Source organism: Peribacillus sp. NPDC101481 (assembly GCF_044767165.1).
Classification (GTDB): Bacteria; Bacillota; Bacilli; order Bacillales; family DSM-1321; genus Peribacillus.
This window is the reverse complement of the sequence record NZ_JBIWNJ010000002.1, coordinates 737,504-760,885: the sequence shown is the minus strand read 5'-3', so window position 1 is coordinate 760,885 and position 23,382 is coordinate 737,504. Positions and strand designations below refer to the sequence as shown.

Annotated in this window: 21 protein-coding genes and 1 pseudogene; 6 read left to right on the top strand and 16 right to left on the bottom strand. The window is 40.5% G+C overall.

All coding sequences use genetic code 11. The features are described from left to right. Positions 1-69: 69 nt before the first annotated feature. The gene (locus tag ACIROD_RS13705) at positions 70-1,644 is read right to left on the bottom strand and encodes a peptide chain release factor 3 (protein WP_076366909.1); all 1,575 of its coding nucleotides are present in this window, start codon (positions 1,642-1,644) and stop codon (positions 70-72) included. Positions 1,645-2,503: 859 nt separating this feature from the next. Between ACIROD_RS13705 and ACIROD_RS13700 the strand changes: the two genes are divergently transcribed. After that, positions 2,504-2,707 carry a cold-shock protein gene (locus ACIROD_RS13700; protein ID WP_061462203.1) on the top strand — a complete coding sequence of 68 codons (204 nt, stop codon included), beginning with the start codon at positions 2,504-2,506 and terminating at the stop codon, positions 2,705-2,707. A 97-nt stretch (positions 2,708-2,804) separates the two neighbouring features. Here ACIROD_RS13700 and ACIROD_RS13695 read toward each other — a convergent pair whose 3' ends face one another. From ACIROD_RS13695 to ACIROD_RS13685, 3 genes and pseudogenes are all read right to left on the bottom strand, one after another. Further along, positions 2,805-4,772: a DUF6449 domain-containing protein gene (locus ACIROD_RS13695; protein WP_402941584.1), complete on the bottom strand. Its 1,968-nt coding sequence runs from the start codon at positions 4,770-4,772 to the stop codon at positions 2,805-2,807. Continuing rightward, positions 4,747-5,646, bottom strand: coding sequence for an ABC transporter ATP-binding protein (locus tag ACIROD_RS13690; RefSeq protein WP_101224477.1), 900 nt, complete (start codon positions 5,644-5,646; stop codon positions 4,747-4,749). The genes ACIROD_RS13695 and ACIROD_RS13690 overlap by 26 nt, the downstream gene beginning before the upstream one ends. Further along, positions 5,643-5,918, bottom strand: a pseudogene (locus ACIROD_RS13685) (GntR family transcriptional regulator); the annotation flags it as partial. The pseudogene ACIROD_RS13685 and the gene ACIROD_RS13690, both read right to left, overlap by 4 nt. A 299-nt stretch (positions 5,919-6,217) precedes the next feature. Between ACIROD_RS13685 and ACIROD_RS13680 the strand changes: the two are divergent. Beyond that, positions 6,218-6,634 carry an organic hydroperoxide resistance protein gene (locus ACIROD_RS13680; RefSeq protein ID WP_101224475.1) on the top strand — a complete coding sequence of 139 codons (417 nt, stop codon included), beginning with the start codon at positions 6,218-6,220 and terminating at the stop codon, positions 6,632-6,634. A gap of 53 nt (positions 6,635-6,687) precedes the next feature. Here the strand turns inward: ACIROD_RS13680 and ACIROD_RS13675 are convergent, their stop codons facing one another. Then, the gene (locus ACIROD_RS13675) at positions 6,688-8,004 is read right to left on the bottom strand and encodes an MFS transporter (RefSeq protein WP_402941580.1); all 1,317 of its coding nucleotides are present in this window, start codon (positions 8,002-8,004) and stop codon (positions 6,688-6,690) included. 205 nt (positions 8,005-8,209) lie between these two features. On the opposite strand from ACIROD_RS13675, the gene ACIROD_RS13670 reads away from it, so the two are divergent. Continuing rightward, positions 8,210-9,031, top strand: coding sequence for a glycerophosphodiester phosphodiesterase (locus tag ACIROD_RS13670; protein WP_402941577.1), 822 nt, complete (start codon positions 8,210-8,212; stop codon positions 9,029-9,031). Between the two features lie 449 nt (positions 9,032-9,480). Here the strand turns inward: ACIROD_RS13670 and ACIROD_RS13665 are convergent, their stop codons facing one another. Next, on the bottom strand, positions 9,481-9,933 hold the full coding sequence (locus ACIROD_RS13665) for a hypothetical protein (RefSeq protein ID WP_402941574.1): 453 nt from the start codon (positions 9,931-9,933) through the stop codon (positions 9,481-9,483). A 304-nt stretch (positions 9,934-10,237) separates the two neighbouring features. Between ACIROD_RS13665 and ACIROD_RS13660 the strand changes: the two genes are divergently transcribed. Together ACIROD_RS13660 and yidC are read left to right on the top strand one after the other, a co-directional pair. Beyond that, positions 10,238-10,525: a hypothetical protein gene (locus ACIROD_RS13660; RefSeq protein ID WP_101224472.1), complete on the top strand. Its 288-nt coding sequence runs from the start codon at positions 10,238-10,240 to the stop codon at positions 10,523-10,525. A 28-nt stretch (positions 10,526-10,553) separates the two neighbouring features. Next, positions 10,554-11,339, top strand: a complete 786-nt coding sequence (gene yidC / locus ACIROD_RS13655) for a membrane protein insertase YidC (protein ID WP_232782986.1) — start codon at positions 10,554-10,556, stop codon at positions 11,337-11,339. A 96-nt stretch (positions 11,340-11,435) separates the two neighbouring features. On the opposite strand, the gene cphA is transcribed toward yidC, so the two are convergent. Then, entirely contained in the window at positions 11,436-14,057 is a 2,622-nt protein-coding gene (gene cphA, locus ACIROD_RS13650; RefSeq protein ID WP_402941569.1) for a cyanophycin synthetase, read from the bottom strand. Beyond that, positions 14,054-14,869: a cyanophycinase gene (locus tag ACIROD_RS13645; RefSeq protein WP_402941566.1), complete on the bottom strand. Its 816-nt coding sequence runs from the start codon at positions 14,867-14,869 to the stop codon at positions 14,054-14,056. Before ACIROD_RS13645 ends, cphA begins: the two co-directional genes overlap by 4 nt. A 184-nt stretch (positions 14,870-15,053) precedes the next feature. Between ACIROD_RS13645 and ACIROD_RS13640 the strand changes: the two genes are divergently transcribed. Further along, positions 15,054-15,476, top strand: coding sequence for a pyridoxamine 5'-phosphate oxidase family protein (locus ACIROD_RS13640; protein WP_230177645.1), 423 nt, complete (start codon positions 15,054-15,056; stop codon positions 15,474-15,476). Positions 15,477-15,675: 199 nt separating this feature from the next. Here ACIROD_RS13640 and ACIROD_RS13635 read toward each other — a convergent pair whose 3' ends face one another. The 8 genes from ACIROD_RS13635 to ACIROD_RS13600 all read right to left on the bottom strand — a co-directional run bounded on the left by ACIROD_RS13635 (position 15,676) and on the right by ACIROD_RS13600 (position 22,899). After that, positions 15,676-16,722 carry a M42 family metallopeptidase gene (locus ACIROD_RS13635; protein WP_402941563.1) on the bottom strand — a complete coding sequence of 349 codons (1,047 nt, stop codon included), beginning with the start codon at positions 16,720-16,722 and terminating at the stop codon, positions 15,676-15,678. A 95-nt stretch (positions 16,723-16,817) separates the two neighbouring features. Continuing rightward, entirely contained in the window at positions 16,818-16,955 is a 138-nt protein-coding gene (locus ACIROD_RS13630; protein ID WP_402941560.1) for a hypothetical protein, read from the bottom strand. A 31-nt stretch (positions 16,956-16,986) separates the two neighbouring features. Further along, positions 16,987-17,175 (bottom strand): hypothetical protein, encoded by a 189-nt coding sequence (locus ACIROD_RS13625; RefSeq protein ID WP_034314269.1) that lies wholly within the window; start codon positions 17,173-17,175, stop codon positions 16,987-16,989. Positions 17,176-17,284: 109 nt separating this feature from the next. Beyond that, positions 17,285-19,048 carry an oligopeptide ABC transporter substrate-binding protein gene (opp4A, locus tag ACIROD_RS13620; protein WP_402941557.1) on the bottom strand — a complete coding sequence of 588 codons (1,764 nt, stop codon included), beginning with the start codon at positions 19,046-19,048 and terminating at the stop codon, positions 17,285-17,287. Between the two features lie 19 nt (positions 19,049-19,067). Continuing rightward, positions 19,068-19,967 carry an ABC transporter permease gene (locus ACIROD_RS13615; RefSeq protein WP_402942924.1) on the bottom strand — a complete coding sequence of 300 codons (900 nt, stop codon included), beginning with the start codon at positions 19,965-19,967 and terminating at the stop codon, positions 19,068-19,070. A gap of 21 nt (positions 19,968-19,988) precedes the next feature. Continuing rightward, positions 19,989-20,954, bottom strand: a complete 966-nt coding sequence (opp4B, locus tag ACIROD_RS13610) for an oligopeptide ABC transporter permease (RefSeq protein WP_101224465.1) — start codon at positions 20,952-20,954, stop codon at positions 19,989-19,991. 15 nt (positions 20,955-20,969) lie between these two features. Then, positions 20,970-21,896, bottom strand: a complete 927-nt coding sequence (locus tag ACIROD_RS13605; protein WP_101224464.1) for an ABC transporter ATP-binding protein — start codon at positions 21,894-21,896, stop codon at positions 20,970-20,972. Next, a complete protein-coding gene (locus ACIROD_RS13600) occupies positions 21,874-22,899 on the bottom strand; it encodes an ABC transporter ATP-binding protein (protein ID WP_402941553.1) in 1,026 nt (341 codons plus the stop codon). Before ACIROD_RS13600 ends, ACIROD_RS13605 begins: the two co-directional genes overlap by 23 nt. Positions 22,900-23,382: the final 483 nt, after the last annotated feature.

Genomic DNA, 23,382 nt, shown 5'->3' with positions numbered 1-23,382 from the left:
TAGACTAACTCGATTTTCATCGAGTTTGTCTACAGTCTGAAGCCCGTGTATATAACACGGGCTTCTTCATTATTTCAAATCCATTGGATTATATAATTCCACATCAGGATTTTTATCTTGGAACCAACGAAGAGCAAACTCATTTTCAAATAAGAATGCATATTTATCAAACCGATCTTTAACAAGGATGCTTCTTGAGCTATGAAGATTTTCATCAAGCTTTTCATCTTCAGCCCAGCGTGTAATCTTGCTGCCCATGCGCTCCATCACGACTTCAACATTGTACTCGTTCCTCATTCGATGCTCGAATACTTCGAATTGAAGTTGCCCAACCGCACCAAGCAGATATTCTTCCATCCGGACCGTTTTGAAGAGCTGAATTGCCCCTTCTTGCACAAGTTGGTTAATTCCTTTATGGAAGTGTTTCTGTTTCATGACGTTTTTAGCTGTTACCCTCATGAATAGTTCCGGTGTAAACTGAGGCAGCCTTTCAAACTGAAACATGTCTTTGCTTGTTGTAATCGTATCGCCAATTTGGTAGTTACCTGTATCATATAAACCGATGATATCTCCGCTTACCGCTTCATTTACGGTGTTCCGATCATCAGCCATGAATTGAGTGGAAGAAGAAAGGTTGATTGGTTTTCCTGTCCTGCTCAGGTTGACGCTCATCCCACGTTCGAATTTACCGGAGCAAATGCGAAGGAAAGCGATCCGGTCACGGTGTTTTGGGTTCATATTCGCTTGGATCTTGAAAATGAAACCAGAAAAATCATTACTGACAGGGTCCATTTCACCTGACGTTGTCATCCGCGCTTGTGGAGCTGGTGCAAATTTCAGATAAGCATCCAAAAACGTCTGAACACCGAACGTCGTTAAAGCACTCCCGAAAAATACGGGACTAAGTTTTCCATTAGCAATGTTTTCTTCAGAGAATTGGTTACCCGCTTCCGTCAACAGCATGATTTCTTCCAAAGTTTGCTCATATAACTGGGAATCCTTAAGTTTATGATCCACTTCGAGTTCACCTTCGTCATTCAATGGAAGGAAACGCTCTTCCCCTTCCGTTTTGAACTGTTCAATCCGATTATTGAACCTGTCGTAAATGCCCACGAAGTCTTTTCCCATCCCAATCGGCCAGTTCATTGGATATGTTTCTATACCTAAAACCTCTTCGAGTTCGGCAAGCAATTCTAGCGGCGTTTTACCTTGTCGGTCCATTTTATTGATAAAAGTGAAAATCGGGATACCCCTCATCCGGCATACTTTGAATAATTTAACCGTCTGATCCTCGATACCTTTTGCCGAGTCGATGATCATCACGGCGCTATCAACAGCCATCAGTGTACGATATGTGTCTTCACTGAAATCTTGGTGGCCTGGTGTATCGAGAATATTGACACGGAAATCATCATAATCGAATTGCATGACTGAAGATGTAACGGAAATTCCCCGTTGCTTTTCAATCTCCATCCAGTCACTTGTTGCATACTTCCCTGTTTTTCTAGCTTTAACTGTTCCGGCATCACGGATCGCGCCGCCAAACAGCAATAATTTTTCTGTCAAAGTCGTTTTCCCTGCATCCGGGTGGGAGATGATTGCGAAGGTCCGTCGGGATTGAACCTCGTCTTTTAAAGTAGTCATAAAATGTTCCTTTCATTATTGGAGTCATCAATAAAAAAATTTATAGGGGGTTCATTTGTATTATTTACATTGGAATGGCAACCTTTCTTTGTATGCAAAAATCCTGATCATACACAATATATGTAAGAAGAAATATATCATAAGGCTTAAACCTTGGCTACTCTGCATTCATTTCAATCAACCTTTCTATTTTAACACGATATGAAGGAAAGATGTAGAGGTGAATGAATCACCATAAGGGGTTTTGTTCAGATGGCAAAACAAAAGACGCTTAATCAGCGCCCCTTATCTTAATCCATATGGTTACCGTTCATTTATTCATGGTTTACCTTGCAGGTTTAATCGCTTTTTGATTCCGCTTGTTCTTCCAGCGTTTTTTTACTTCCTTGAATATGATTGGAGCAGCAAAAATGAGTGCCCTTTTTAATAATTTCTTCATTTTTCATCAGTCCTTTCTTTCTTACTTATCCTATACCCGATTATTTTCGTGAAAAACTTTAATGCCAAATTGTTTTCCTATTCTCCACTCTAAAGGCTTTTCCTATTGGCCCGGTCAAATTTCAATCCAGGAAACTCCTGTGCGGCAATACCGTTATGCTTCCCCTTATAAAACCTGTCTAATAATATTTTCCCTAATGGGAATGTATAAATTAATTCCATTTGTTTTATCCTTTATAAAGGTGGGTATATATTAAAAAAATGGAAATTGCCTCATAAGAGGCTTTCACATATTATCAAGCATCTTCGTATGATGATTTTAACTTGAATGAGGGTGCTGGATAATGTGTGAAATTGATTTTTCCATCACGGTAAAATCATCACCATTAATATTTTTTAACTTTTTAGGAGGATTCATCGAATGACAGTAACAGGTAAAGTAAAATGGTTCAATAGTGACAAAGGATTTGGATTTATCGAAGTACCAAACGAAGACGATGTTTTCGTACATTTTTCCGCCATTCAAGGAGAAGGTTTCAAGAGCCTTGATGAAGGTCAAGAGGTTGAATTTGAAATCGAAGAAGGAAACCGCGGACCCCAAGCTAAAAACGTCGTAAAACTCTAAAGCATAGATACACAAACATATTGATGGACAATGGAAAAGGATGCCGCCCAGATTGGGCGGCATCCTTTCCTTTATATGTACAAGCGACATATTCACGTTATCTTTCATTAAAATGATCCAATATGAAGCCGGGAACATGTTCACCGGAAAAACTCTTGATGTCCACATCTCTGCTTTCTTTATAATAAAAGGCAGCTGAGTACTCCCCGCCCCAATCGATTTGGGCATTATCAATGGCCGTCTCGATTTCCGAAGCGGTCTTAATTTTCAAGCGGTTTGGCTGTTGTTCAATCTGCTGTGCGATTTCACTTTCAGAAAACGAATGATAAACTTTCGAATCGGTCTTCGCAACCAGTATATAAGAGACATCATCAACCATTAACCTTGCTTTTTCCGATTGTCCGGTACTTTCCATCCATTTTGAAAACTGAGTATATGAAGAGTCCCAATTCATATAAATGGTTTTGTCATTATGCAAAAGAATGTCGATGGAGGCATAAGCACCAAAAGAAGATGTCATTTGGTCGAACGATTGATTATTCAGATCCTCCGACAATGCCTTTACGGCCGCTTCCAGCTGTTGACCGTCCGTGATCGTTATTGATTTGTCCACTTGTCCGCTCGCAGTTATCTTGATTTTAGATACGTCATCAGCAGAAACATTCAATAACTCATTAACCATTTCTTTATATTCATTCGACTCATAAATTTTCGCCAATAGCGGTTTGTATGAGTCGTAGTTTTGCAAATGATACTCCCTTGCTAACCGTTTTCCATTCTTGAGTTCATACAGCAGGAATACGGATTGTCCATCATTCAATTCACCAATGGAAACCTTTTTACCCTTATCGATAATTTCCTGATGCAATAACCTGATCGCTTCTATATTTTCCTTCTCTTTAAGATAATTGGAAGCGTTATCCGATGTGTCACCATCTTCAAAAAATAAAGGAGAATTGCCAATATAAATTTGGCTAATCATTTTTTCATCAGGAATCTTGGCCTTATAATGAAGGGGATCTATTTTTATAATGAGTGCCAGCACAATGATAGCCACTATAAATGCTGCATAACCTTTCTTGTTGACCCGTATTCGCCAAGTCTTTTGCAGGACCATTTCCCCTAAATAATATCCAAGTAAAGAACCGATGGTATATCCGAAGAAAATCCACCCTGGTTGGCTTGTCGTTTCGCTAAAATACAGTCCTGTAAACAGCATCATGCATAATGTCAGGCCGAATTTAAATAATGGCTTAATCTTCGGATAAACAAATGCCTGCGATACATGCTCCAGCTTTCTCCTCTCATAGAGAAAAAGAGAACTAATCAGAAAAAGTAAGGTTAATATACTATAAATTAAAGTATTAACAGATAAAAAGTCTATTTTTTCCATCTCTGTTGCTGCTAATAAGGGGGAGATGCCATTCATATTGGAGCTTAGATAATAATCTGCAGAAAATCCTGCTATCAAAAACTTCACATTGGCTGCAAACAGTACAAACAACCCCACCGGCAAAGCAAGAAAAATATAGGTCACCAGTCCTTGAAAGGCTGATAATCCCGTCACCATGCCAATTAAAACGGCAACAGAAAAGATCAAAGCTTCCAAAATAAATGTAGTCCCCATCCATGACCATATATCAGGCATGGTATATAGCGTTTCTATATCAATTGCCGAGTGGAATAGTATCAAAATTAAACCTGTAAATAATATCGGCAAACCCAAGAAGCCAATTCCCGTCCCAATCATATGAATGTAGATGCTGCGTCTAGTAATCGGTAAACTATGAATAAAGTCAGAGGCTTGTTTCACTTGTAAAAACCTAAAAAGGAAGATGGCTAGTAATACTGGAATAACGATGACCAAGACAAACTGTACCATCTGCTGACAGGAAAAGAGGTTTTCAAATTTCACATATTCATTGTTCTCATTCAAGATAATCGCTAACATTTCCAAAGGCAGCGCAAATATGAGGCCGACGAGATACAGGAAACCAACCCAGCCAGAGCTTCTGAAAATATAGATAATCAATTCTCTATTAAACCAGGTTATTCTGGATGACATAACCGATATCCCCCATTTCATAAATGAATATCTCCTCTAGAGTAAGGGGGAGAATATCTAATATTTCTGGCTGAAACTGATTAAAGTGCGATTTAATCATGGATTCTTTACCTTTAACGATGCAAACGATCACGCTGCCGCGTCTTTCCTTGTTGAGAATTTGAATTCCGCGGTATAAACCGTGGGGAATTTTATGTTTAAAGGCGATTTGCACTTTGTGTACATCAGCTTTTAAGTCATTCAAATCCTTTTGGATCACAAGCTCACCCCTATGTAAAATCCCTACATGATCGGCTAAATCTTCAATTTCCCGGAGATTATGGGACGATAGTAAAATCGTCATATCCCTTTCCGATACATCCTGAATCAACAACTGCCTCACATTTTTACGCATGACCGGATCTAACCCATCAAACGGTTCATCCAGGATGAGAACTTCCGGCATCGTCGAGAGTGCGAGCCAAAAAGCAACCTGTCTTTGCATACCCTTCGATAGTTTATGTATTTTATTTTGTACGGGTATCGGAAATACTTCCTGTAATTGATAGAAACGGTCTTGATTCCATTCACTATAAATATGGCTATAAAAACTTGCCATTTGCATGATCGTATAGTTAGCCAGGAAATAAGGCGTATCAGGAAGGAAGAAACAACGATTTTTCACTTCACGGTTTTCAAACACGTATGATCGATCAATTAGAACTTCTCCTGCATCCTGTATCAGATTGCCTGAAAGCATTTTTAATAAAGTCGTTTTCCCCGCCCCATTTGAACCTAATAACCCGAATATGGAGCCTTTTTGTATGACCAAGGTGACGTTTTTGATCGCTTCTTTTCCTTCATATAATTTACTCACCTGTTTTATTTCAATCATGAATCTCCCCCCTTTGCCAATGGACTGATTTCCTTTATCAATCTATAAATTTCATGTTTATCGATTCCGATATAAAGAGCTTCAGCGAGTACCCTTGAAAGCTCGTTTCTGATTTTTTCTTCTTTCAATGAATTTTTCAAGGATTTAGGAGGAGCCACGAAATTCCCTTTGCCTGGTAATGTATATATAAACCCGTCAGATTCAAGCTGCTTGTACGCTTTCTGGATCGTATTTGGATTGATGGTCAATTCCTGAGCCAATATTCGAATAGATGGTAGCTGATTATGTTCCTATAAAACTTCATTGATCATTAGTTCCTTTAACTTATCCATCAATTGCTCATATATCGGCTTTCCATTTTGAACATCCAGCTCAAACATCATAAACCCTCCTTGCAAATGGGTGTATTACATCTCCTAATACAGTAAATTATAAAACAATATCTTCCAATTTAAAACCAATTTAAAACCATTTTCACACAATACTCTTCATAAACTCGCTTTCATTTTGTTTAACAATACTTACAGGAGGGAACTAATGATAGTAAGAATAAACAAAGGAGTTGTTTTCATTGAAACCATTATACACAGCTACAGTTGCCGTACAAGGCGGTCGTGAGGGACATGTTAAATCAGAGGACGGGATTTTGGACTTCGATGTGAGATCACCGAAGGAATTAGGTGGTTCCGGTGAGCGCGCCACAAACCCGGAACAATTATTCGCAGCCGGTTACGCGGCTTGCTTTGACAGTGCCTTGAATCTTGTTCTGCAAAAAGAAAAGAAAAAAGTCGATACTTCCGTGACGGCAAATGTCACGATCGGTAAAGATGAGGATGACGGCGGCTTTAAATTGGCTGTAAGATTGGATGTTTCTATTCCCGACCTAAGCAGGGAAGAGGCTGAAGACTTCGCCAAAAAAGCACATATGACCTGCCCCTATTCAAAAGCGACTCGCGGGAACGTCGATGTCACCTTGATTTTGGTATAAGATTATGCAAGGGAATGGATACGGCATTAATGCCGGATCCATTCCCTTTTTTCTTATTTCACTTCTTCCAATCCCTTCATTTTCAAAAGAAAGCCCAGACCTATTACCGCCATGATGATCAATGAGCCCAATGCCATCCTGCTCGCCAATGTACCGAGGTCATGGAATACCAACGTTATTGTTCCATATAAAAGCGGACCGATTATTGAAGAGACTTTTCCTGAGAATGCAAATAGTCCAAAAAATTGCCCCCTCTTCTCATCCGGGGTCAATTCAATGATATATGTCCGTGATGTCACCCACATCGAACCAAGCGAAATGCCGAACATACTTCCGGCAACCCAGAACCATAGAGCGGTTTGTGCAAATACCGCTATAAATAAAGCAACCAAAAGCAGAACCCCCACATATGTCACAGCTAGCCGCGGCCCCTTCGACTGCGTGATGTATCCAAACAGAAACGATCCGGCAATACTCGATACTGTCGAAACCAAGTAAAGCAAAATGAATCCGCTTGAGGAAAATCCAACAACAGTCTTGGCATATATGGCCATCATGCCGATAGTGGTCGCAATTGCATCATTTAAAAAGAAATAAGCAATCATGAATGTAAAAACCGATCGATGGGATTTCATATCTTTAAATGTGGATTTAATTTCCTTATAACCGGATAAAAAAGGTTGTTTCGCTTTTTGCTGTTTTGGAGACTCTTTTAAAAAAAAGAACAATGGAAGGGAAAAAACCAGAAATAAAATGGCCGTGGGAATAAAGGCTTCATGTGAACTCCCTTTACTTATGAATGGATAGATGGACAGGCCCACTAACGTTCCAAGGTAGCCTACCGCCACGCCAAATCCTGATATAAGCGGCAATTGCTGTTTCGTGCCTAAATCACTCATCATCGTATCATAGAAAACAAGACTCGAATGATAGAAAAACTTTGCTATCACAAATAAAAGAATGACGATCGCCAAGGAAATTGGAATGCCAAGAAGCTTCCCATCGAACGGCGCCCCTCCAAATACCCCCATTAAAAATGTACATACAACGGAAATGATTGTGAAAATCATAATGTATTTTTTCATTTTTCCCGTTCGATCGATCATGACACCGAACAGCGGGGAAAACAAAACTAGAAACAAACTGGCAATCGCATTTGCGTAGGAGATGAAGGTACTGGCAATCTGATCAAGAACGGCATTTTCCCCAATCTGTTCCTGGAGGAAGAATGGAAAGAAAATCGTATTGATATTAGAAGAAAAAATCGTATTGGCAAAATCGTAAAACGCCCAAGACAGAATGGGCAGGGAAAAATATAAACCAAAATTCCCCCTCCATTTTTTAGACTTCGGTTTCACCTGCAATTCCATCTGCTTTCCCCCCTTATTGATACTTAAATTATATGTATTCCATACCTTTCCAATAAATCCTTTAAGTCGGGATTATAACATTGTGTAAAACATGATTTTTCCTTGGCTAACATGTAAAATTGTGAAATGAGGCTGTCCTGAAAACTTCTTTATATTCTATCTAAAGAATATTTAAGAATTTTAATTCCTAAAAGGAGTGTGAAAGATGATTGCATTTTTTCTTATTATCTTGGTAACCATACTTGTCCTGTTCGCCATCTATTCTAATCGAACAAAGGGTGTTTTCCCTGAGGACTTCAAAATGCAGCATTCACCACTTAAAATTGGACATCGCGGTGCATCTGGATATTGCCCCGAGAATACAATGGCATCTTATAATAAAGCTATTGAATTGGGAGCTGATTTCCTGGAAGTGGATATCCATCTTAGTAAAGATGATGTACTTGTGGTTCATCATGACCCAACTCTGGATCGAACCACGAACGGCAAAGGGAACATCCGTGATTACACGGCTGCCGAATTAAAGGAACTGGATGCAGGAAGCTGGTATCATTCCCGTTTTAAAAACGAAAAAATTCCTTTATTAAGTGAGGTATTGGAAAATTTCGGGTCAAAAGTCGGAATCTTAATCGAATTAAAACATCCATCTGCTTATCCCGGCATTGAACGGAAACTTGCAGAAGAATTAGGAAAATTCCAAGAATATTCAACAAGTGAAAATAGGATAATGATTCATTCGTTCGATATGGAATCCATGAAAAGGTTTCATCAATTAATGCCAGACATACAAGTGGGCGTTTTGATAAAACGGCGAATTAATGACCAAAAATTAAAGGAGATTGCCGAGTTTGCATCATTTTTGAATCCAAAGCAAACGATTTTGAGTACGAAACTGCAAATGCGAATCCAAAAGCACGGGATGAAAGTATATACATGGACCGTCAACAATAAAAAACAAATCCGCATGTTCAAAAAGATGCAGTTAGATGGGATCATTTCTGATTTTCCTGATTATTTTTTTGATTGAATCATTGAATGAATTTGCCTTCTTCACTCTAATAAGGGTTACAGAAATTTTTATAATCATGGTTCGGGGTGAGACCATTCCGAACCTCCTTCTTAAAAAACTTCCCCGTTGTTTTCAGCCGGAGCACTTTTGTTGGGGTTCACGCATTTATTCGACCCACACCACGCTTTTTTCGACCGTTCACGCATTTTTTCGACCTACACTGCACTTTATTCGACCTACACCCCACTTTATTCGACCGTTCACCATTTCATTCGACCCACACCCCACTTTATTCGACCTACACCGCACTTTTATCGGCCGTTCACGCACTTTATTCGACCTACACCACACTTTATTCGACCGTTCACGCATTTATTCGACCCACACCCATTTTATTCGACCCACACCCATTTTATTCGACCCCCTTTTGTCCACAACTGAACAATCCGCTAATGCGGATTGTTATTTTAATAACAATGAAAGAATTGTATCTCATGCGCGTCCGTTCCATAATATGCCCATCGCTGTTGACTTCGTCTCCATCGATAACCTGCCACGGAATTATAGCCGACATATGTGGGGTAAAACCAAAATGAGCGGCCATTTTTAAGCCAAACATACGTATGTTTGTATAAACACCCTTTCATTGAATCAGTGTCCATTGCCTTAGACATTCCATCGTGAAGTTGTGGAGTGAATAATGGCGGAGCTATATGAGGCGGGCCTCCTCCGTGCGGCGGCCGCGGCGGCGGATGGTCCCCGTAGGACGGGCCAGGCGGGCCAGGAGGAGTCCTTACATCCATTATTTGTTTTGGATATGGAATCGCCAAGAAATCATTATCTATGTTTCGGAGATGTGCATCTTGATAGATATTTTCAGTACCGTTATGGTGTTGATAGAATGAATTGTATGGTTTCATACTTTTTCACCTCATAATTGAACTTTCTTTTATCCGTATGTAGACGAACGGCCATATGTGCATTTTCATTCCTAATTACTGTCTCTACTTTGTGGTTCTATCGAATCTTTAAACGGAAAATAATGCGTCAGAAAATATTCCCTGTTTATTTTTTGAAAAAATCCCTGTATTTTTTAGCTTTCTTGCACTAGAATTTGATATAGTGTTCTTAATGATTTAAACTCAATAAAGTCAAAAGTCATTTCAGGCCCTGAATCATTGTGGAGGCCAAATTTTCTTATCTTAGAAAAAACGAGGGATTCCTATGTGGGAATTATTATTAGAATTCGATTATCAGACCGTTCGCCATGCGGTATGGGCAGGTTACTTATTTACCTTTGTCTTTCCACTGGCTGCGTTTTACTTCTTAAATAAAAAGCAATCGCTCTTGAACGACAAATATCAAGCTTCCGTTCATACAGATAAAAGTAAATCCCCCGTTCATGCGGGCAGCATTTTTGACTGGCGCGGTGCACAGCGCTTCTTCACATTTATCCGGCAAAAGGATTCACCAGATGATTCCGATGAGCCAAGCCTCCTTCTCTTTGTTTAATCACTAACAATTTGAGGAGGAAATTATATTGAAGAAGAAAAACATGTTTCTAATTGCAGTACTATTTCTGGCAACGACCCTATTGACAGGATGCTCAGCAGCAACGAGCGGTCCATTTCATACCGCTTTGGTTAACCCTATGACAAAAATGTTGGAATTTAATGCTGATTTATTTAATGGCAACTATGGTTTAAGCATCATCATGATGACATTTTTGATTCGCCTTGTCTTGCTTCCACTGACTGCCAAGCAATATAAAACACAGCTTAGCATGAAAACGAAGATGAATGGGCTGAAACCGGAAATGACTGCAATCCAGCAGAAAATCAAAGAGACGAAAGATCCAGCTAAACAAAAGGCCCTTCAACAGGAAATGATGCAGCTTTACCAAAAGCATGGAGTCAATCCTTTAAACATGGGCTGTTTGCCGCTCTTAATTCAAATGCCGATTCTAATGGGCTTTTATTATGCGATCCAAGGCTCACATGAAATTGCGACCCATAGTTTCCTTTGGTACAGCCTTGGTCAGCCGAATATTGCCATGGCGATTATTGCTGGTGTCATTTATTACTTCCAATCGGTCATTTCCATGAGACAAATGCCGGAGGAACAGCAGAAACAAATGAAGATGATGAGCCTGCTCTCACCAGCAATGATTTTATTCATTTCTTTCTCCGCTCCTGCTGCTTTGCCGTTATACTGGTCAATCGGAGGTATTTTCATGATTGTTCAGTCCATCGTGCTTCAGCGAATATATAAAAAAGACCATGCCGTTGTTCCGGCTGCAAATGAAACGGTTATGAAAAAAAGCTAATCCAATTGGATTAGCTTTTTTTTTCATAAAGTTAAATTTTCGCGAGTAATTGCTAGCCTTGATGGAAAGTGGATTTTCAGGGCGAAATTCACTATTTTATTTCTTCGGCAATGGATTTGTTGAAACCTTTTCGAAAAACTTCTCTACATATTCGAAATCCGTGTAAAAGAACAATAATAGGTCACCCGGTTGTGATGTTTCCCAAGCTTTTACAAATGCGTCCAATTCATTAGGTTCGATTAAGGTCCGATCTTTTTGTAACCCTGCTTCTACGGCAGCTTCCTGAAGCAGTCTGGCTACTTCGAACGGCTCCCTGCCCCGCAAATCATCGTCTTCTTTAATGATGAATAGATCAGAATTCATGGCCGCCTCCTTGGAGAGCCTGATTAGCTCTTCATCAATACGGTCCCCAGGTCCTGCCAAAACAGTGATAAGACGATTTTTGTTATAGGCACTGACCGTTTCGAATATGGCCTTCAATCCTGCTTCATTATGGGCATAGTCGATGATGATCGTGCGCTCTTTCAACTTTTTTAAATTGAAACGTCCTTTGGACAAATTCGTATCAGGCATAAATGTGGCAGCCTTCCTTCGTAGTTCTTCCATTGAAATGCCTTGAGTCTCGGCTGCGGCTAACGCTTGAAGTAAATTGGCGATATTATGACGTGCCATGCCGGAAATCGTTATTGGAATCTTGGTGCAATCCATAAATTGTCGGATGACACCATCAGATGAATGACAGATTACACCTTGTTCATTGACGTACCAAACTTTACATCCCCCATTTATCGCAGCCTTCACGTGAGGCTGCGTGGCATCAGTAGAGGTGTAAATGACCTCTCCATCTGTATGAGCGTTCATGGCTGCTACATTCGGATCATCTGCATTCAGCACACAATAGCCTGTTTTCATTACGACTTCGGCTACCAGCCTCTTTAATTTAATGAGATCATCCAATGTATCGATTCCATCATGGCCGAGGTGATCCTCACTTACATTGGTAATGATCCCCACATCACATTTACGAAATGCAAGACCTTCACGAAGAATCCCTCCCCTGGCCGTTTCCAATACGGCTACATCAACTTCAGGATGGGCCAATACCATTCGTGCACTGACCGGGCCACTGCAGTCACCTTGATCCATTACCTCATCGCCGATATATACTCCATCTGAATTCGTCATACCCACCTTTGTATTTTCATTAGAAAGAAAATAATGAACCAATCGGGTCGTTGTCGTCTTTCCATTTGTTCCGGTCACTGCGATGATCGGTATAGCTGCCTCTTCCCGAGTCGGAAATAAATAATCGACAATGGCCTTGCCTACATCCCTTTTTTTCCCTTCGCTCGGATAATGATGCATTCGAATTCCCGGAGCAGCATTCACTTCAATAATCGCAGTCCGTGAATGCTCGATTGGTTTGGATATATCCTCACAGATAAAATCGATTCCGGCTATATCCAGACCAACCGCTTTCGCGGCAGCAACTGACATATTTTTAATGGTGGGATGAACCTGATCCGTTACATCGATTGCCTTTCCACCAGTCGAAAGATTTGCATTGCCGACAACTTGAACCAATTCCCCTTGATTCGGAATGGTATCGAGCGTCCGATTCGATTTTTCCAAGTAACACGTCACGGTATGTGTAAGCGGGATCTTTGACATTGGCTTCTCATGTCCTTCTCCCCGCAAATCATTACAATTTTCCTTTTCTATCAATTTACGTATCGATTCCTTACCGTTGCCAATAACAAAGGGAGGAAGCCTCAAACTAGCGGCTATAAGTTCACCGTTGACTATCAGTAACCGATAATCATGTCCTTCAATATGTCGTTCGACTATGTACTTCTCCACATGCGACTCCAAACAATTGATTACATTGAATAGTTCATCCTTATTTTTGATATGGGTGATGACGCCCTGACCCTGCCTCCCATTGTACGGTTTAATGACCAGCGGAAAACCCAGCCTGTCCGCCGAGGCAAAGATATCTTCGATGGAATGGGCAACTTCCCCTTCAGGTACAGGGAGTCCACACCCTCTTAAAATTGATTTGGTCAATGATTTGTCACATGAATTCTCAACGGCAATATTCGAAGTCTGGCTGGAAATTGTCGCCTGGACATACTTCTGCCTTGTACCGGTTCCTAAACGCAGTAAGCTTTCATCACCCATTCGCTCGACAGGGATACCTTTTGCTTGTGCTGCTTTAAAAATGGCTTCGGTACTTGGCCCCAGTTTATTTTTATAATATAACTGCTCTATTTGTTTTACATAAGATTGCACATTTATATGCTTTTCACCACTCAGGATGGCTTCCGCTATATCTTTTGCTGCTAAAAAAGCTTGAAGACCTGAGTGAGGCTCCTGATAGTCAAAGGTCACATAATAGAGGCCCTTCTTTTCCATCATTATCGTTTTTCCACGAATGGCTTCGATTCCGGCCAGGTTTTGAAGCTCAATCGTCATATGCTCCAATATATGTCCCATCCATGTTCCTTTTCTCAGCCTTTCGGCGAAACCGCCTCGATAACCTTTTGAACATGTATGGCTTCCCAGGTTCGGGAGTGCCTTTAACAATTTTTCATTGAATCCAGGTATTGAATCAGATGGTTTCTGTTCCAGTTCCCCTATATCCAATTCAATGCAAATCGTCGGTGTATAAGCAAAATAATTAGGTCCTTTTAAATAACGGACTCGATTGATTATCATTGTTGGATCCCCTTTTTCATCAACAATTTCCTTGCAAGCAGATCAAAACGGTATCCTCTGGTTAGTGCATGTAGGTTAAATCCCGAAAGGGTCAACTCTTCACTGCCATTATCAGAAGATGTGATATTGATATAGTCACTTGTGCTGCCATCAAGCACCAATACTTGATGTTGGCCAACTACTTCAAAATGACCGTCTTTAACTAAAATTGCTGTATTTTCATCAATGCCAATACCCATAATTTCCTTTTTCCCTGCTATCGCACTTAACAGGCGGTCAAATCGGCCACGCTGGGAAAAATGTTGATCGATTATCAAATCGTCAAGGAAGCCGAAACCCATCCCAATCTCAACCTTTAACTTATTGTCATTCAGCATCGTGTCAGCAGCAATGATCATATGCTTACCTAAAATGGAAGCACCAGCACTTGTCCCTGCTATCACCATTCCTTTATGCCAGGCTTTAGAAAGGGCATCGTGGAATTTGGTTTTTCCAATCAGCTCAAACAATCGGCTTTGGTTTCCCCCTGAAATGAAGACGGCGGAAAAAGATGTCAGCTGTTCACAAATTGCTGGGTCATCTGCATCCTGCCTTGAATCCAGCTTGATCACTTCCACCCTGCCCACGCCTAAATCCCTGAAAATCTTGATATACTCTGTACTCACTTCCTCAGGAATTTCACTCGCTGTAGGCAATATTCCTATTCCGCCATCCCTATTACGGGTTGCAAGCTCGACAAATTTATTTAATACTTCACCTTCAAGGCACTTATCCTCTGCCCCGCCAATGATAAGTAATTCACCACAATTCATTCATCATACTCACCTTTACAAATGGATTAACATCATGAAATTGCTCAAAATAGAACACATAATGACTAGTATGGCAACTTCTATCAATCTTCATTCATAAAAATGGGAAACTGTAGAATTTTGTTTAACTTAATGAAAAGAGAGGAAAAGTAATAGAGTAAAAAAATAAAAGGAGTGTGCAAAAATGAGCGAAAACCAAATTAAAGAAAAAGTATTGAACATCATCCGTGATCATAAAATAGGAGTTTTATCTTCAGTTGAAAACAACAAACCACATTCACGCTATATGACATTCTTTAACGATGATTTAACTTTATACACACCAACGAGTGGAAAGACGGAAAAAATTGATGAAATTGAAAAGAATCCTAATGTTCATATCCTGATCGGCTATGATAATAAAGGATTGGGCGATTCTTACCTGGAAATCTCAGGTACCTCGAAAATAAACGATTCACAGGAACTGAAGGATAAATTATGGAATGAATCCTTTGAAGATTGGTTCGAAGGTCCGAAAGATCCGAATTATTTAATCCTGCAAATTAAGCCGGAAAGCATCCGATTGATGAACAACAACGGTGAACCTCCACAAGAATTATCATTGTAAATCTTTATTTTTTGTACTTACGCCAATTGACGAGTATTACGCTCAAACTCACGAGTAAATGACCAAAATTCACGAGTATTACTCCAATTCACGAGTAAATGACCGAAATTCACGTGCATTTCACTAACACAGTACTATACTAAAAATAGCGCTATAAAACAGTTAAAAGCCCGCACATGAGTGCGGGCTTTTTTCACGATTACACCAGCTCTGATTGGATATAGTGCAAAATCAGATTGGCTGTATGCTTTAATGAAGAAACATGTGTCCGCTCGAAGGCATGTGAGGCATCGATTCCCGGTCCGATCAGACCATGTACGACATCATATCCTGCCCGGATTGCAGCGGAAGCGTCCGATCCATAATATGGATAAATATCAACTCGGTAGTCGACGGCATTTGCTTGGGCAAGTGAAACTAAATGCTGACGCAGTTTATAATGATATGGACCTGAGGAGTCTTTTGCGCAAATGGATACGCTGAATTCATCCGTCGATTGTCCATCGCCGATCGCGCCCATATCGACTGCTAGATATTCGACTGTTTTCTCAGGGATATTGGAATTTCCGCCATAGCCGATTTCTTCATTGTTGGAAATCAGGAAATGAGTCGTATATGCCAATTTTATTTTTCCTGCGGAAATGAGGTCAATGATATGAAGGAGGATGCCAACGCTAGCTTTATCATCCAAATGCCTTGATTTCAAAAAGCCTGTATCCGTCACTTCCACTCTTGGTTCAAAGGAGACAAAATCTCCAACAGAAATGCCAATGGCCTCTGTTTCCACTTTAGTCTTCACGACAGCATCTATCCGGACCTCAATTGTCTCATCATCACGCTTGACATCGCCGGCATTTTTATATACGTGGACAGAGGTCTGATTGATTAAAATGGTCCCGGTCATAATGGTTCCGTCAGCTGTATGGATTTTACAATACTCCCCTTCCACTGAGTTCCAGCGGAAACCGCCGATCATTGTCAATTTAAGACGGCCATTCGCCTTGATTTCCTTTACCATGGCCCCCAGTGTATCGACATGGGCAGTCAGCAAACGATGTTTGCCATCATTTTCGCCTTTCAATGAAGCAAGCAATGCCCCTTTATTCGTGATCTTGTAAGGAACCTTCCTCTGCTCCATGAAATCAGCCGCGTATTTAATGGCTTGCTCTGTATAGCCGGAGGGGCTGGGTATGGACACCAATTCTTTTATGTAAGATACAATTTCTTTTTCTTCGATCACACTCATGCGTATCATCTCTCCTTTCCTCTTGCTTCATTATATCTTTTCATGGCAACTTTTAACATATTTAAAGACCGCCAAAAGGCGGTCCTTTAATCGATTTAACTCATAAAAGCCAGGACAGGCAACATGGCCATAACTAATGTTGATATTCCATATAACGCTATGTTCTCCATATTCACTCTTCTTTTCCACTTATCGCGCCATACTTTGTATCTGTCCATATCTTCGTTCCTCATAAAAAAACCTCCTTCATGATGAAAGTTCAACTTACTTCAACTGTCTTTGTTTGTTGGACATTTCCTTCATATATTCCAAGAAGGCAATTCTCTTTTCGTCTGGATAGGCTACAATGTCTGCAATGATTTCCTCTTCGAGAGGTTTCAGTAAACGGCCAACCGATTCAGTAAACAATATTTCTAACTCTCTCTTTGTTTCATTAGGATTTCTCACTTCCATCAATATCACCCTTCCAATTACTTACTATTATCTATATAACCTTTATCCTCTACATTGAAACGCAAAAAAATCGACCGCCCATAAAGGCAGCCGATTTTCATCAATTAAATTACTTCGTTACCCCGACATTATGCCACTGATATTGGCGGCCAGCGAGATAATCATAACCTGTCACGCGTTCATTCACTCCCGCCAATTGATAACGGAATAATGTCGGAATGACCGGAACCTCTTCATGGATCAATTCCTGCCACTCATTATACGTATCGATTCGATATTGATCATCGAAGGCTTCCTCTGAAATCCCTTTAGCAAGAAGCTCATCATTTTTTTCACTCACCCAGCGGGTATAGTTAAATTCTGCAGATCTTGACCATATTCCTGATGGATCCGGATCGGAAGCGACACCCCATGCAGCTTGATAAATATCCACTTTATCATTATCCTTTTTCAGCAGGTCGTAGAATGAATTGAACTCATGCAGCCTTCCATCCTGCAATTCTACGTCCAAACCAACTTGTTCCCATTGTTGGATATAATATCTTGCTAGTGGCTCAGAAACATCGGAACCGCTCATGGAAGCAAAGTTGATCTTGAACTCTTTTCCGTCTGCATCTTCACGAATGCCATCATTATTCGTATCTACAAATCCTGCTTCATCCAAAAGTTTTTTAGCCTTTTCAGGATTATATTCATATGGTTTTACATCTTTATTGTTATATTTAAAGTTCGGTGTAATGACAGAGTTGGCAGGGAAGCGAAGGCCCTTGAACATCTTTTCGCCAACTTCTTCATTATTGATGGCATAAGCCATCGCCTGACGAAGGCGTTTGTCACCGAATTTCGGGTTCTCATCCATAACGTTTTCTTCTTTTTCCTTATCATAATGACCGAAGTTGAAACCAATATAGGTATAGGCTAATTCAACTTTCCCCAATAATTCGACATTATCCAATTCCTTGGCCTGATCATATTGCTCAGCCAGGACCTCCGCTACATCGAGATCACCATTTTCAAGTGACTTGACGACAACGGACGGATTCACGACTTTTAATGTGACACTGTCTAATTTAGGTTCACCGCGGTAATAATCTTTATTAGCTTCGAATTCGACCGCTTCCCCTTGAACGATTTTCTTCACTTTGAATGGTCCAAAACCAATCGGGTTTTTACGGATCTTATCCGAAGATTCCAACTCTGCAATCGGAACATCTTTTAAGTATTCTTTATGAAGCGGGTATGTCCATAATCCAGTCGTGACGGAAGGATTCGCTTTTTTGAAAGTGAAAGTGATTTTCTTGTCGTCGACTTTAATGCCTGAAATCTTGTCCGCTTTCCCTTCATGATACTCTTCCATACCCTCAATTAAAGCCATTTGTTCATCATAGCGTACACCCTTGTAATCCTTGCTTCCCATGACAAGGTATGCATATTCTAAATCAGCGCCTGTCACTGGTTTTCCATCATGCCATTTTACATTATCCTTAATCGTCAGCGTGACCGTTTTATGATCATCCGAAATCTCATAGGAAGCGGCACCTTCATTTGTATATACATAGTTTTCGTCTGTATCCAATAAATCCTCATCAAAGAATGTGATAACTTGGTTATCGGGTTCGCCTTGATAGAAAACCTTGTTTAATATCCCTTCAAACGGGGTATCGGATACCAAACCATATGTCAAATGGCCGCCTTTAATCGGCTCTCCTTGATTCGTCGTCTTTGTCGGGAATTTAGAGGTATCGACCTGTTCGACATCTTTCCCTTTTTTCTCTTTCGTTGACGATTTCTCCGTATCATCCGAACATGCAGCAAGCAGTAGAGACGAAATGGCCAATGCACTTAATACCTTACTGTAGCTTTTGATTTTCATATCATACACTCCCCTTTTTTTATGCTCTTCTTTGTCTAGCATCGGCTGCGCGTTTTAACGCTTGACCAACGAAATTTATACTCAGCATCAACACTAAAATCATGAGTGATGCGGGTACCCATATCCACCACTTGTTTTCCAGAACATCTGGATTACGAGCATAACTGATGAGCGTACCTAAACTCGGTGTGCTCTCCGGAAGACCGAACCCTAAGAAAGTCAAACTGGATTCTAAGCCAATATTGCCAGCAAGGTTCAAAATGAAGTTAACGATGATCAGTGAACTGACATTGGGCAGAAGCTGAAACAGGATTATTTTCCAATGTGGCGTCCCGAGTGTCTGTGAGGCGTGGATATAATCCAGCTCACGCTCTGACAAAGCCTTTGAACGAATCAGCCGGGCCTTGCCTGTCCATAAAAACATCGTCATGATTAAAATGAAAACATATACATTGAAGATCGGTACAATCGTGACTACAACGATGATGAACATCAATTGCGGCAGTGCAATCACGAAATCGATAACGCGCATGATCACATTATCGGTTGCCCCGCCGAAGTAGCCAGCCAGAAGCCCTAATGATAAACCGATGATAGCCGTGAATAATGTAATGAATAAACTGATCGTGAATGAATTTCTGGTACCTATTATCAGTTGTCCGAATACGTCCCGGCCGCCATAATCGGTTCCAAGCCAATAGTCTGAAGATGGTTCCATATAAATGGAGAGAAAATCGACCTTGGCTATTTCCTTGGCGTCCATGAAGAACGACGCACCGTAAACAAAAATCAATATGGCTGCTAATATGATCAATGAGCCCATGGCAAGCTTATCCTTTTTGATTTCCTGCCAGATGATTTTGATTCCTGAAGGGCTCACATCTTTCACTTGTATGTTCTTTCCCGTTTCTACTTTCATTTCCATACGCTCACCCCGCTCCTATTCTATCCGTATGCGCGGATCGACCGCACTAAGTATGATGTCCGAAAGAAGAGTGCCAAGCAGAGTGGCAAATCCCGTCATCATGACGATGGCCGTGACAACGCTGAAATCCCGCAGGCTGACTGAACTAAGGAAAAGCTGCCCCAGACCCGGATAACTGAAAATGGTCTCGATTATGACCGCGCCGCCGATCAATCCGGTAATTTCATAACCTAAGAATGCCGCTATCGGTAAAAAGGAATTTCTCAGGATATGCCGTGAATATACTTTTGATTCAGGCACTCCCTTCGAACGCGCAGTCCTTACGAAATCCTTGATTTTATTATCGATGATTTCATTTCGCAAATATTGGATCGTACTTGTTGTTGCAATTAAAGCTGTACTTAAAGCTGGTAAAATCAAATGATTGATCTTGCTTACAACATAGGCGAATGTTCCTTCATCCACTTTTGAATCGACACTGCCGCCAGACGGGAACCAATCCAGGGCAAATCCGAAAATGAATAACATGATTAAAGCAAAAATGAAAATCGGCGTGCCAAATCCTACATAGCTATAACCCGTAACGGTTTTATCCACCCAGGTATCGTTATACCTTCCGCTAAGTATGCCTAATGGAATCGCAAGCATATATGTAAAGATAAGCGTGACCAACGCCAGGAACACCGTGTTCCAAAGCCTGTCTTCTATAACATCCATGACGGGCGTCTTATGTGTATAGGAAATACCGAAATCCCCCTGTACTGCATTGGATGCCCACCTTATATATTGTTGGTACCAAGGGTCATTCAAACCCAGTTCTTCCCTGATCCTATCAAGCTCGGCCGGGTTGGCCCTAGGATTGATTTCCTGACCTGACAGTGCATCTCCCGGCATTGCTTTTGCCATCATGAAAACGATGATGCTCAATAAAAAGAGCTGCGGGATCATAACTAATAAACGCCTTAGGATAAACTTCCACATATTCCTTACACCTCCTTATTGTAATGCGACTCTATGTGTCGATGAGATTGGCTTCAAATCGTAGGCACGTCCATCCTCATCGAAATATTTTGAGTAGGTAGACTCATATTCCGAGGTGAGTTTCTTTCTAAGCTGCACTTTATCTTCGCGAACTTCCGGCTCTAAATCCGGAATGGCGGCAATCAGACGCTTCGTGTATATATGTTGCGGATTTTCATAGATTTCCTCGCTTTTGCCTTCCTCTACCAATCTACCGCGATACATAACTCCCATCCGGTCACACATATGCCGGATTACACCTAAGTCATGACCGACAAATAAATAAGTCAAATTGAACTCCTGTTGGAGATCCTGAAGGAAATTCAATACCTGTGCCTGAACGGAAACATCCAGTGCTGACACCGGTTCATCCGCAATGATCAGTTTAGGTTTCAATGTCAAAGACCTGGCAATCCCAATACGCTGGCGCTGTCCCCCTGAAAATTCATGAGGATACTTGTGAATCGACTCCGGACTGAGTCCGACTTTGTCCAAGAAGTCCTGGACGATTTTCTTTTCCTCTGAAGGTGATAACCGTTCAAAGTTCCTCAGCGGTTCGGCAATGATGTCCAGTACCCTCTTCTTGGGATTCAATGATGAATACGGGTCTTGGAAAATCATTTGGATATCTTTTCTAAATGGTTTAATTTCTTTTCTACTTAAAGATGCTAAATCCCTGCCTTCAAACAGGATTTGTCCGGATGTGACATCATTCAGCTTGACCACTGCCTTGCCTGTCGTGGACTTGCCGCTTCCGGATTCCCCGACCAAACCATATGTTTCCCCTTGCTGTAACTCAAAGGAAACACCGTCCACGGCCTTTACGTGATCAACCACCCTTCTGAAAAAACCGCCCCTTATTGGAAAATGCACTTTCAGATTATCTAATTTGAGTAATGTCATGGGCCGATGCATCTCCTTCAGCTTGAAAATAAAATTCTTTATAGCACGTACAGCGCACAAAATGATCATTGCCCACTTCGTGAAGCCGGGGTGTCTCTTCATGCGCATGCTTAGATATCCAAGGAATCCTATCTTGGAAGCGACATCCTATCCGATCCATTTTCGCTATCGATGGAACGATTCCCTCGATAACGTGCAAACGATTTTTCTCGTTTGCAGCCGAAGGAATCGAATTTAATAACGACCTTGTATATGGATGCAGCGGATTGTTGAATATCTCTTTAACACTTCCCGTTTCCACTACCTGACCTGCATACATGACAACGATCCTGTCAGCGACCTCTGCTACGACGCTCAGATCATGTGTAATTAAGATGATCCCCATTTTTGTCCTGCTTTGGATATCCTTCAGCAGATCAAGTATTTGTGCTTGAATCGTAACATCGAGTGCCGTCGTGGGTTCATCTGCAATGACCAGTGCAGGATTGCAAGCAATGGCAATCGATATCATTGCCCTTTGCCGCATTCCGCCCGAGAGCTCATGCGGATATTGCTTGTACGTCCGTTCAGGATATGGAATTCCCACTTGTGTCAAAAGTTCAATCGTCCTATTCTTTTTTTCAGCACTGGAGAGTTCAGTATGGTAATCAAGATTCTCCTCGATTTGTTTTCCTATGGTCATGAGCGGGTTCAAAGCCGTTAATGGTTCCTGAAATATCATACCCAATTCCTTACCACGGACTTTATTCATTTGCACATCATTCAACTTTAGTAGATTTTGACCTTTATAATTGATATTTCCTTCTGATTTCGTTCTCTGCTTATTATGTAATTGCATGATAGATAAGGCCAAGGCACTCTTTCCACAACCTGATTCTCCAACAACTGCTACAATTTCATTTTCATTCACCGTAAACGAAACATCATCCACCGCCGCATGATATTTGCTACCGATTCGAAATGAGGTAGTTAGGTTCTCTATTTGTAAAATAGCTTTCTTCATCCTTGCTCCCCCTAAACTATTTTATCGGGAAAATAATTAATCTTCTGATAATTAGTTAGAATTTTAATCAATTTTTTACATTTATACAATAGTTTTTATAGAAAATAATCACATTTTTTTCATTTTTTATAACTTTAGGAATAATTTTCTGCAATAAAAAATCATTTCCTTTATAACTGTTATACAGTAAAGTTTTGAAGTCCGATTAAATATATAGAATAAATAATTTTGAATTTATTATTTCAAGATATCTTTTTTAAAGATTATGCCCATTTATTGACCTTGTCGTTTTACGTACTGCGGAATGGTTCCAATTGAAGAATTTTAATATTTCAGAAAAATTAGTATATTTGTAAGAATATCATAAAAAAGGTAATTACTTCATATATATTTCATTACTTTAAAAAAAAACACCAAATTTTCATGTAATGCAATGAAACCTTTTTAAAACAGATTCGTAGAAAACGGTAGAAAATAAATGAT

What these genes read in the sequence shown, in the direction of transcription:
- ACIROD_RS13600 (WP_402941553.1), bottom strand. Translation starts at nt 22,899, where the DNA reads ATGAAGAAAGCTATTTTACAAATAGAGAACCTAACTACCTCATTTCGA.
- ACIROD_RS13645 (WP_402941566.1), bottom strand. Translation starts at nt 14,869, where the DNA reads ATGAATTGTGGTGAATTACTTATCATTGGCGGGGCAGAGGATAAGTGC.
- ACIROD_RS13670 (WP_402941577.1), top strand. Translation starts at nt 8,210, where the DNA reads ATGATTGCATTTTTTCTTATTATCTTGGTAACCATACTTGTCCTGTTC.
- cphA (WP_402941569.1), bottom strand. Translation starts at nt 14,057, where the DNA reads ATGATAATCAATCGAGTCCGTTATTTAAAAGGACCTAATTATTTTGCT.
- ACIROD_RS13665 (WP_402941574.1), bottom strand. Translation starts at nt 9,933, where the DNA reads ATGAAACCATACAATTCATTCTATCAACACCATAACGGTACTGAAAAT.
- ACIROD_RS13605 (WP_101224464.1), bottom strand. Translation starts at nt 21,896, where the DNA reads ATGACATTACTCAAATTAGATAATCTGAAAGTGCATTTTCCAATAAGG.
- ACIROD_RS13640 (WP_230177645.1), top strand. Translation starts at nt 15,054, where the DNA reads ATGAGCGAAAACCAAATTAAAGAAAAAGTATTGAACATCATCCGTGAT.
- ACIROD_RS13695 (WP_402941584.1), bottom strand. Translation starts at nt 4,772, where the DNA reads ATGTCATCCAGAATAACCTGGTTTAATAGAGAATTGATTATCTATATT.
- ACIROD_RS13700 (WP_061462203.1), top strand. Translation starts at nt 2,504, where the DNA reads ATGACAGTAACAGGTAAAGTAAAATGGTTCAATAGTGACAAAGGATTT.
- ACIROD_RS13660 (WP_101224472.1), top strand. Translation starts at nt 10,238, where the DNA reads ATGTGGGAATTATTATTAGAATTCGATTATCAGACCGTTCGCCATGCG.
- opp4A (WP_402941557.1), bottom strand. Translation starts at nt 19,048, where the DNA reads ATGAAAATCAAAAGCTACAGTAAGGTATTAAGTGCATTGGCCATTTCG.
- ACIROD_RS13615 (WP_402942924.1), bottom strand. Translation starts at nt 19,967, where the DNA reads ATGAAAGTAGAAACGGGAAAGAACATACAAGTGAAAGATGTGAGCCCT.
- ACIROD_RS13635 (WP_402941563.1), bottom strand. Translation starts at nt 16,722, where the DNA reads ATGAGTGTGATCGAAGAAAAAGAAATTGTATCTTACATAAAAGAATTG.
- opp4B (WP_101224465.1), bottom strand. Translation starts at nt 20,954, where the DNA reads ATGTGGAAGTTTATCCTAAGGCGTTTATTAGTTATGATCCCGCAGCTC.
- ACIROD_RS13690 (WP_101224477.1), bottom strand. Translation starts at nt 5,646, where the DNA reads ATGATTGAAATAAAACAGGTGAGTAAATTATATGAAGGAAAAGAAGCG.
- ACIROD_RS13630 (WP_402941560.1), bottom strand. Translation starts at nt 16,955, where the DNA reads ATGAGGAACGAAGATATGGACAGATACAAAGTATGGCGCGATAAGTGG.
- ACIROD_RS13705 (WP_076366909.1), bottom strand. Translation starts at nt 1,644, where the DNA reads ATGACTACTTTAAAAGACGAGGTTCAATCCCGACGGACCTTCGCAATC.
- ACIROD_RS13675 (WP_402941580.1), bottom strand. Translation starts at nt 8,004, where the DNA reads ATGGAATTGCAGGTGAAACCGAAGTCTAAAAAATGGAGGGGGAATTTT.
- ACIROD_RS13625 (WP_034314269.1), bottom strand. Translation starts at nt 17,175, where the DNA reads ATGGAAGTGAGAAATCCTAATGAAACAAAGAGAGAGTTAGAAATATTG.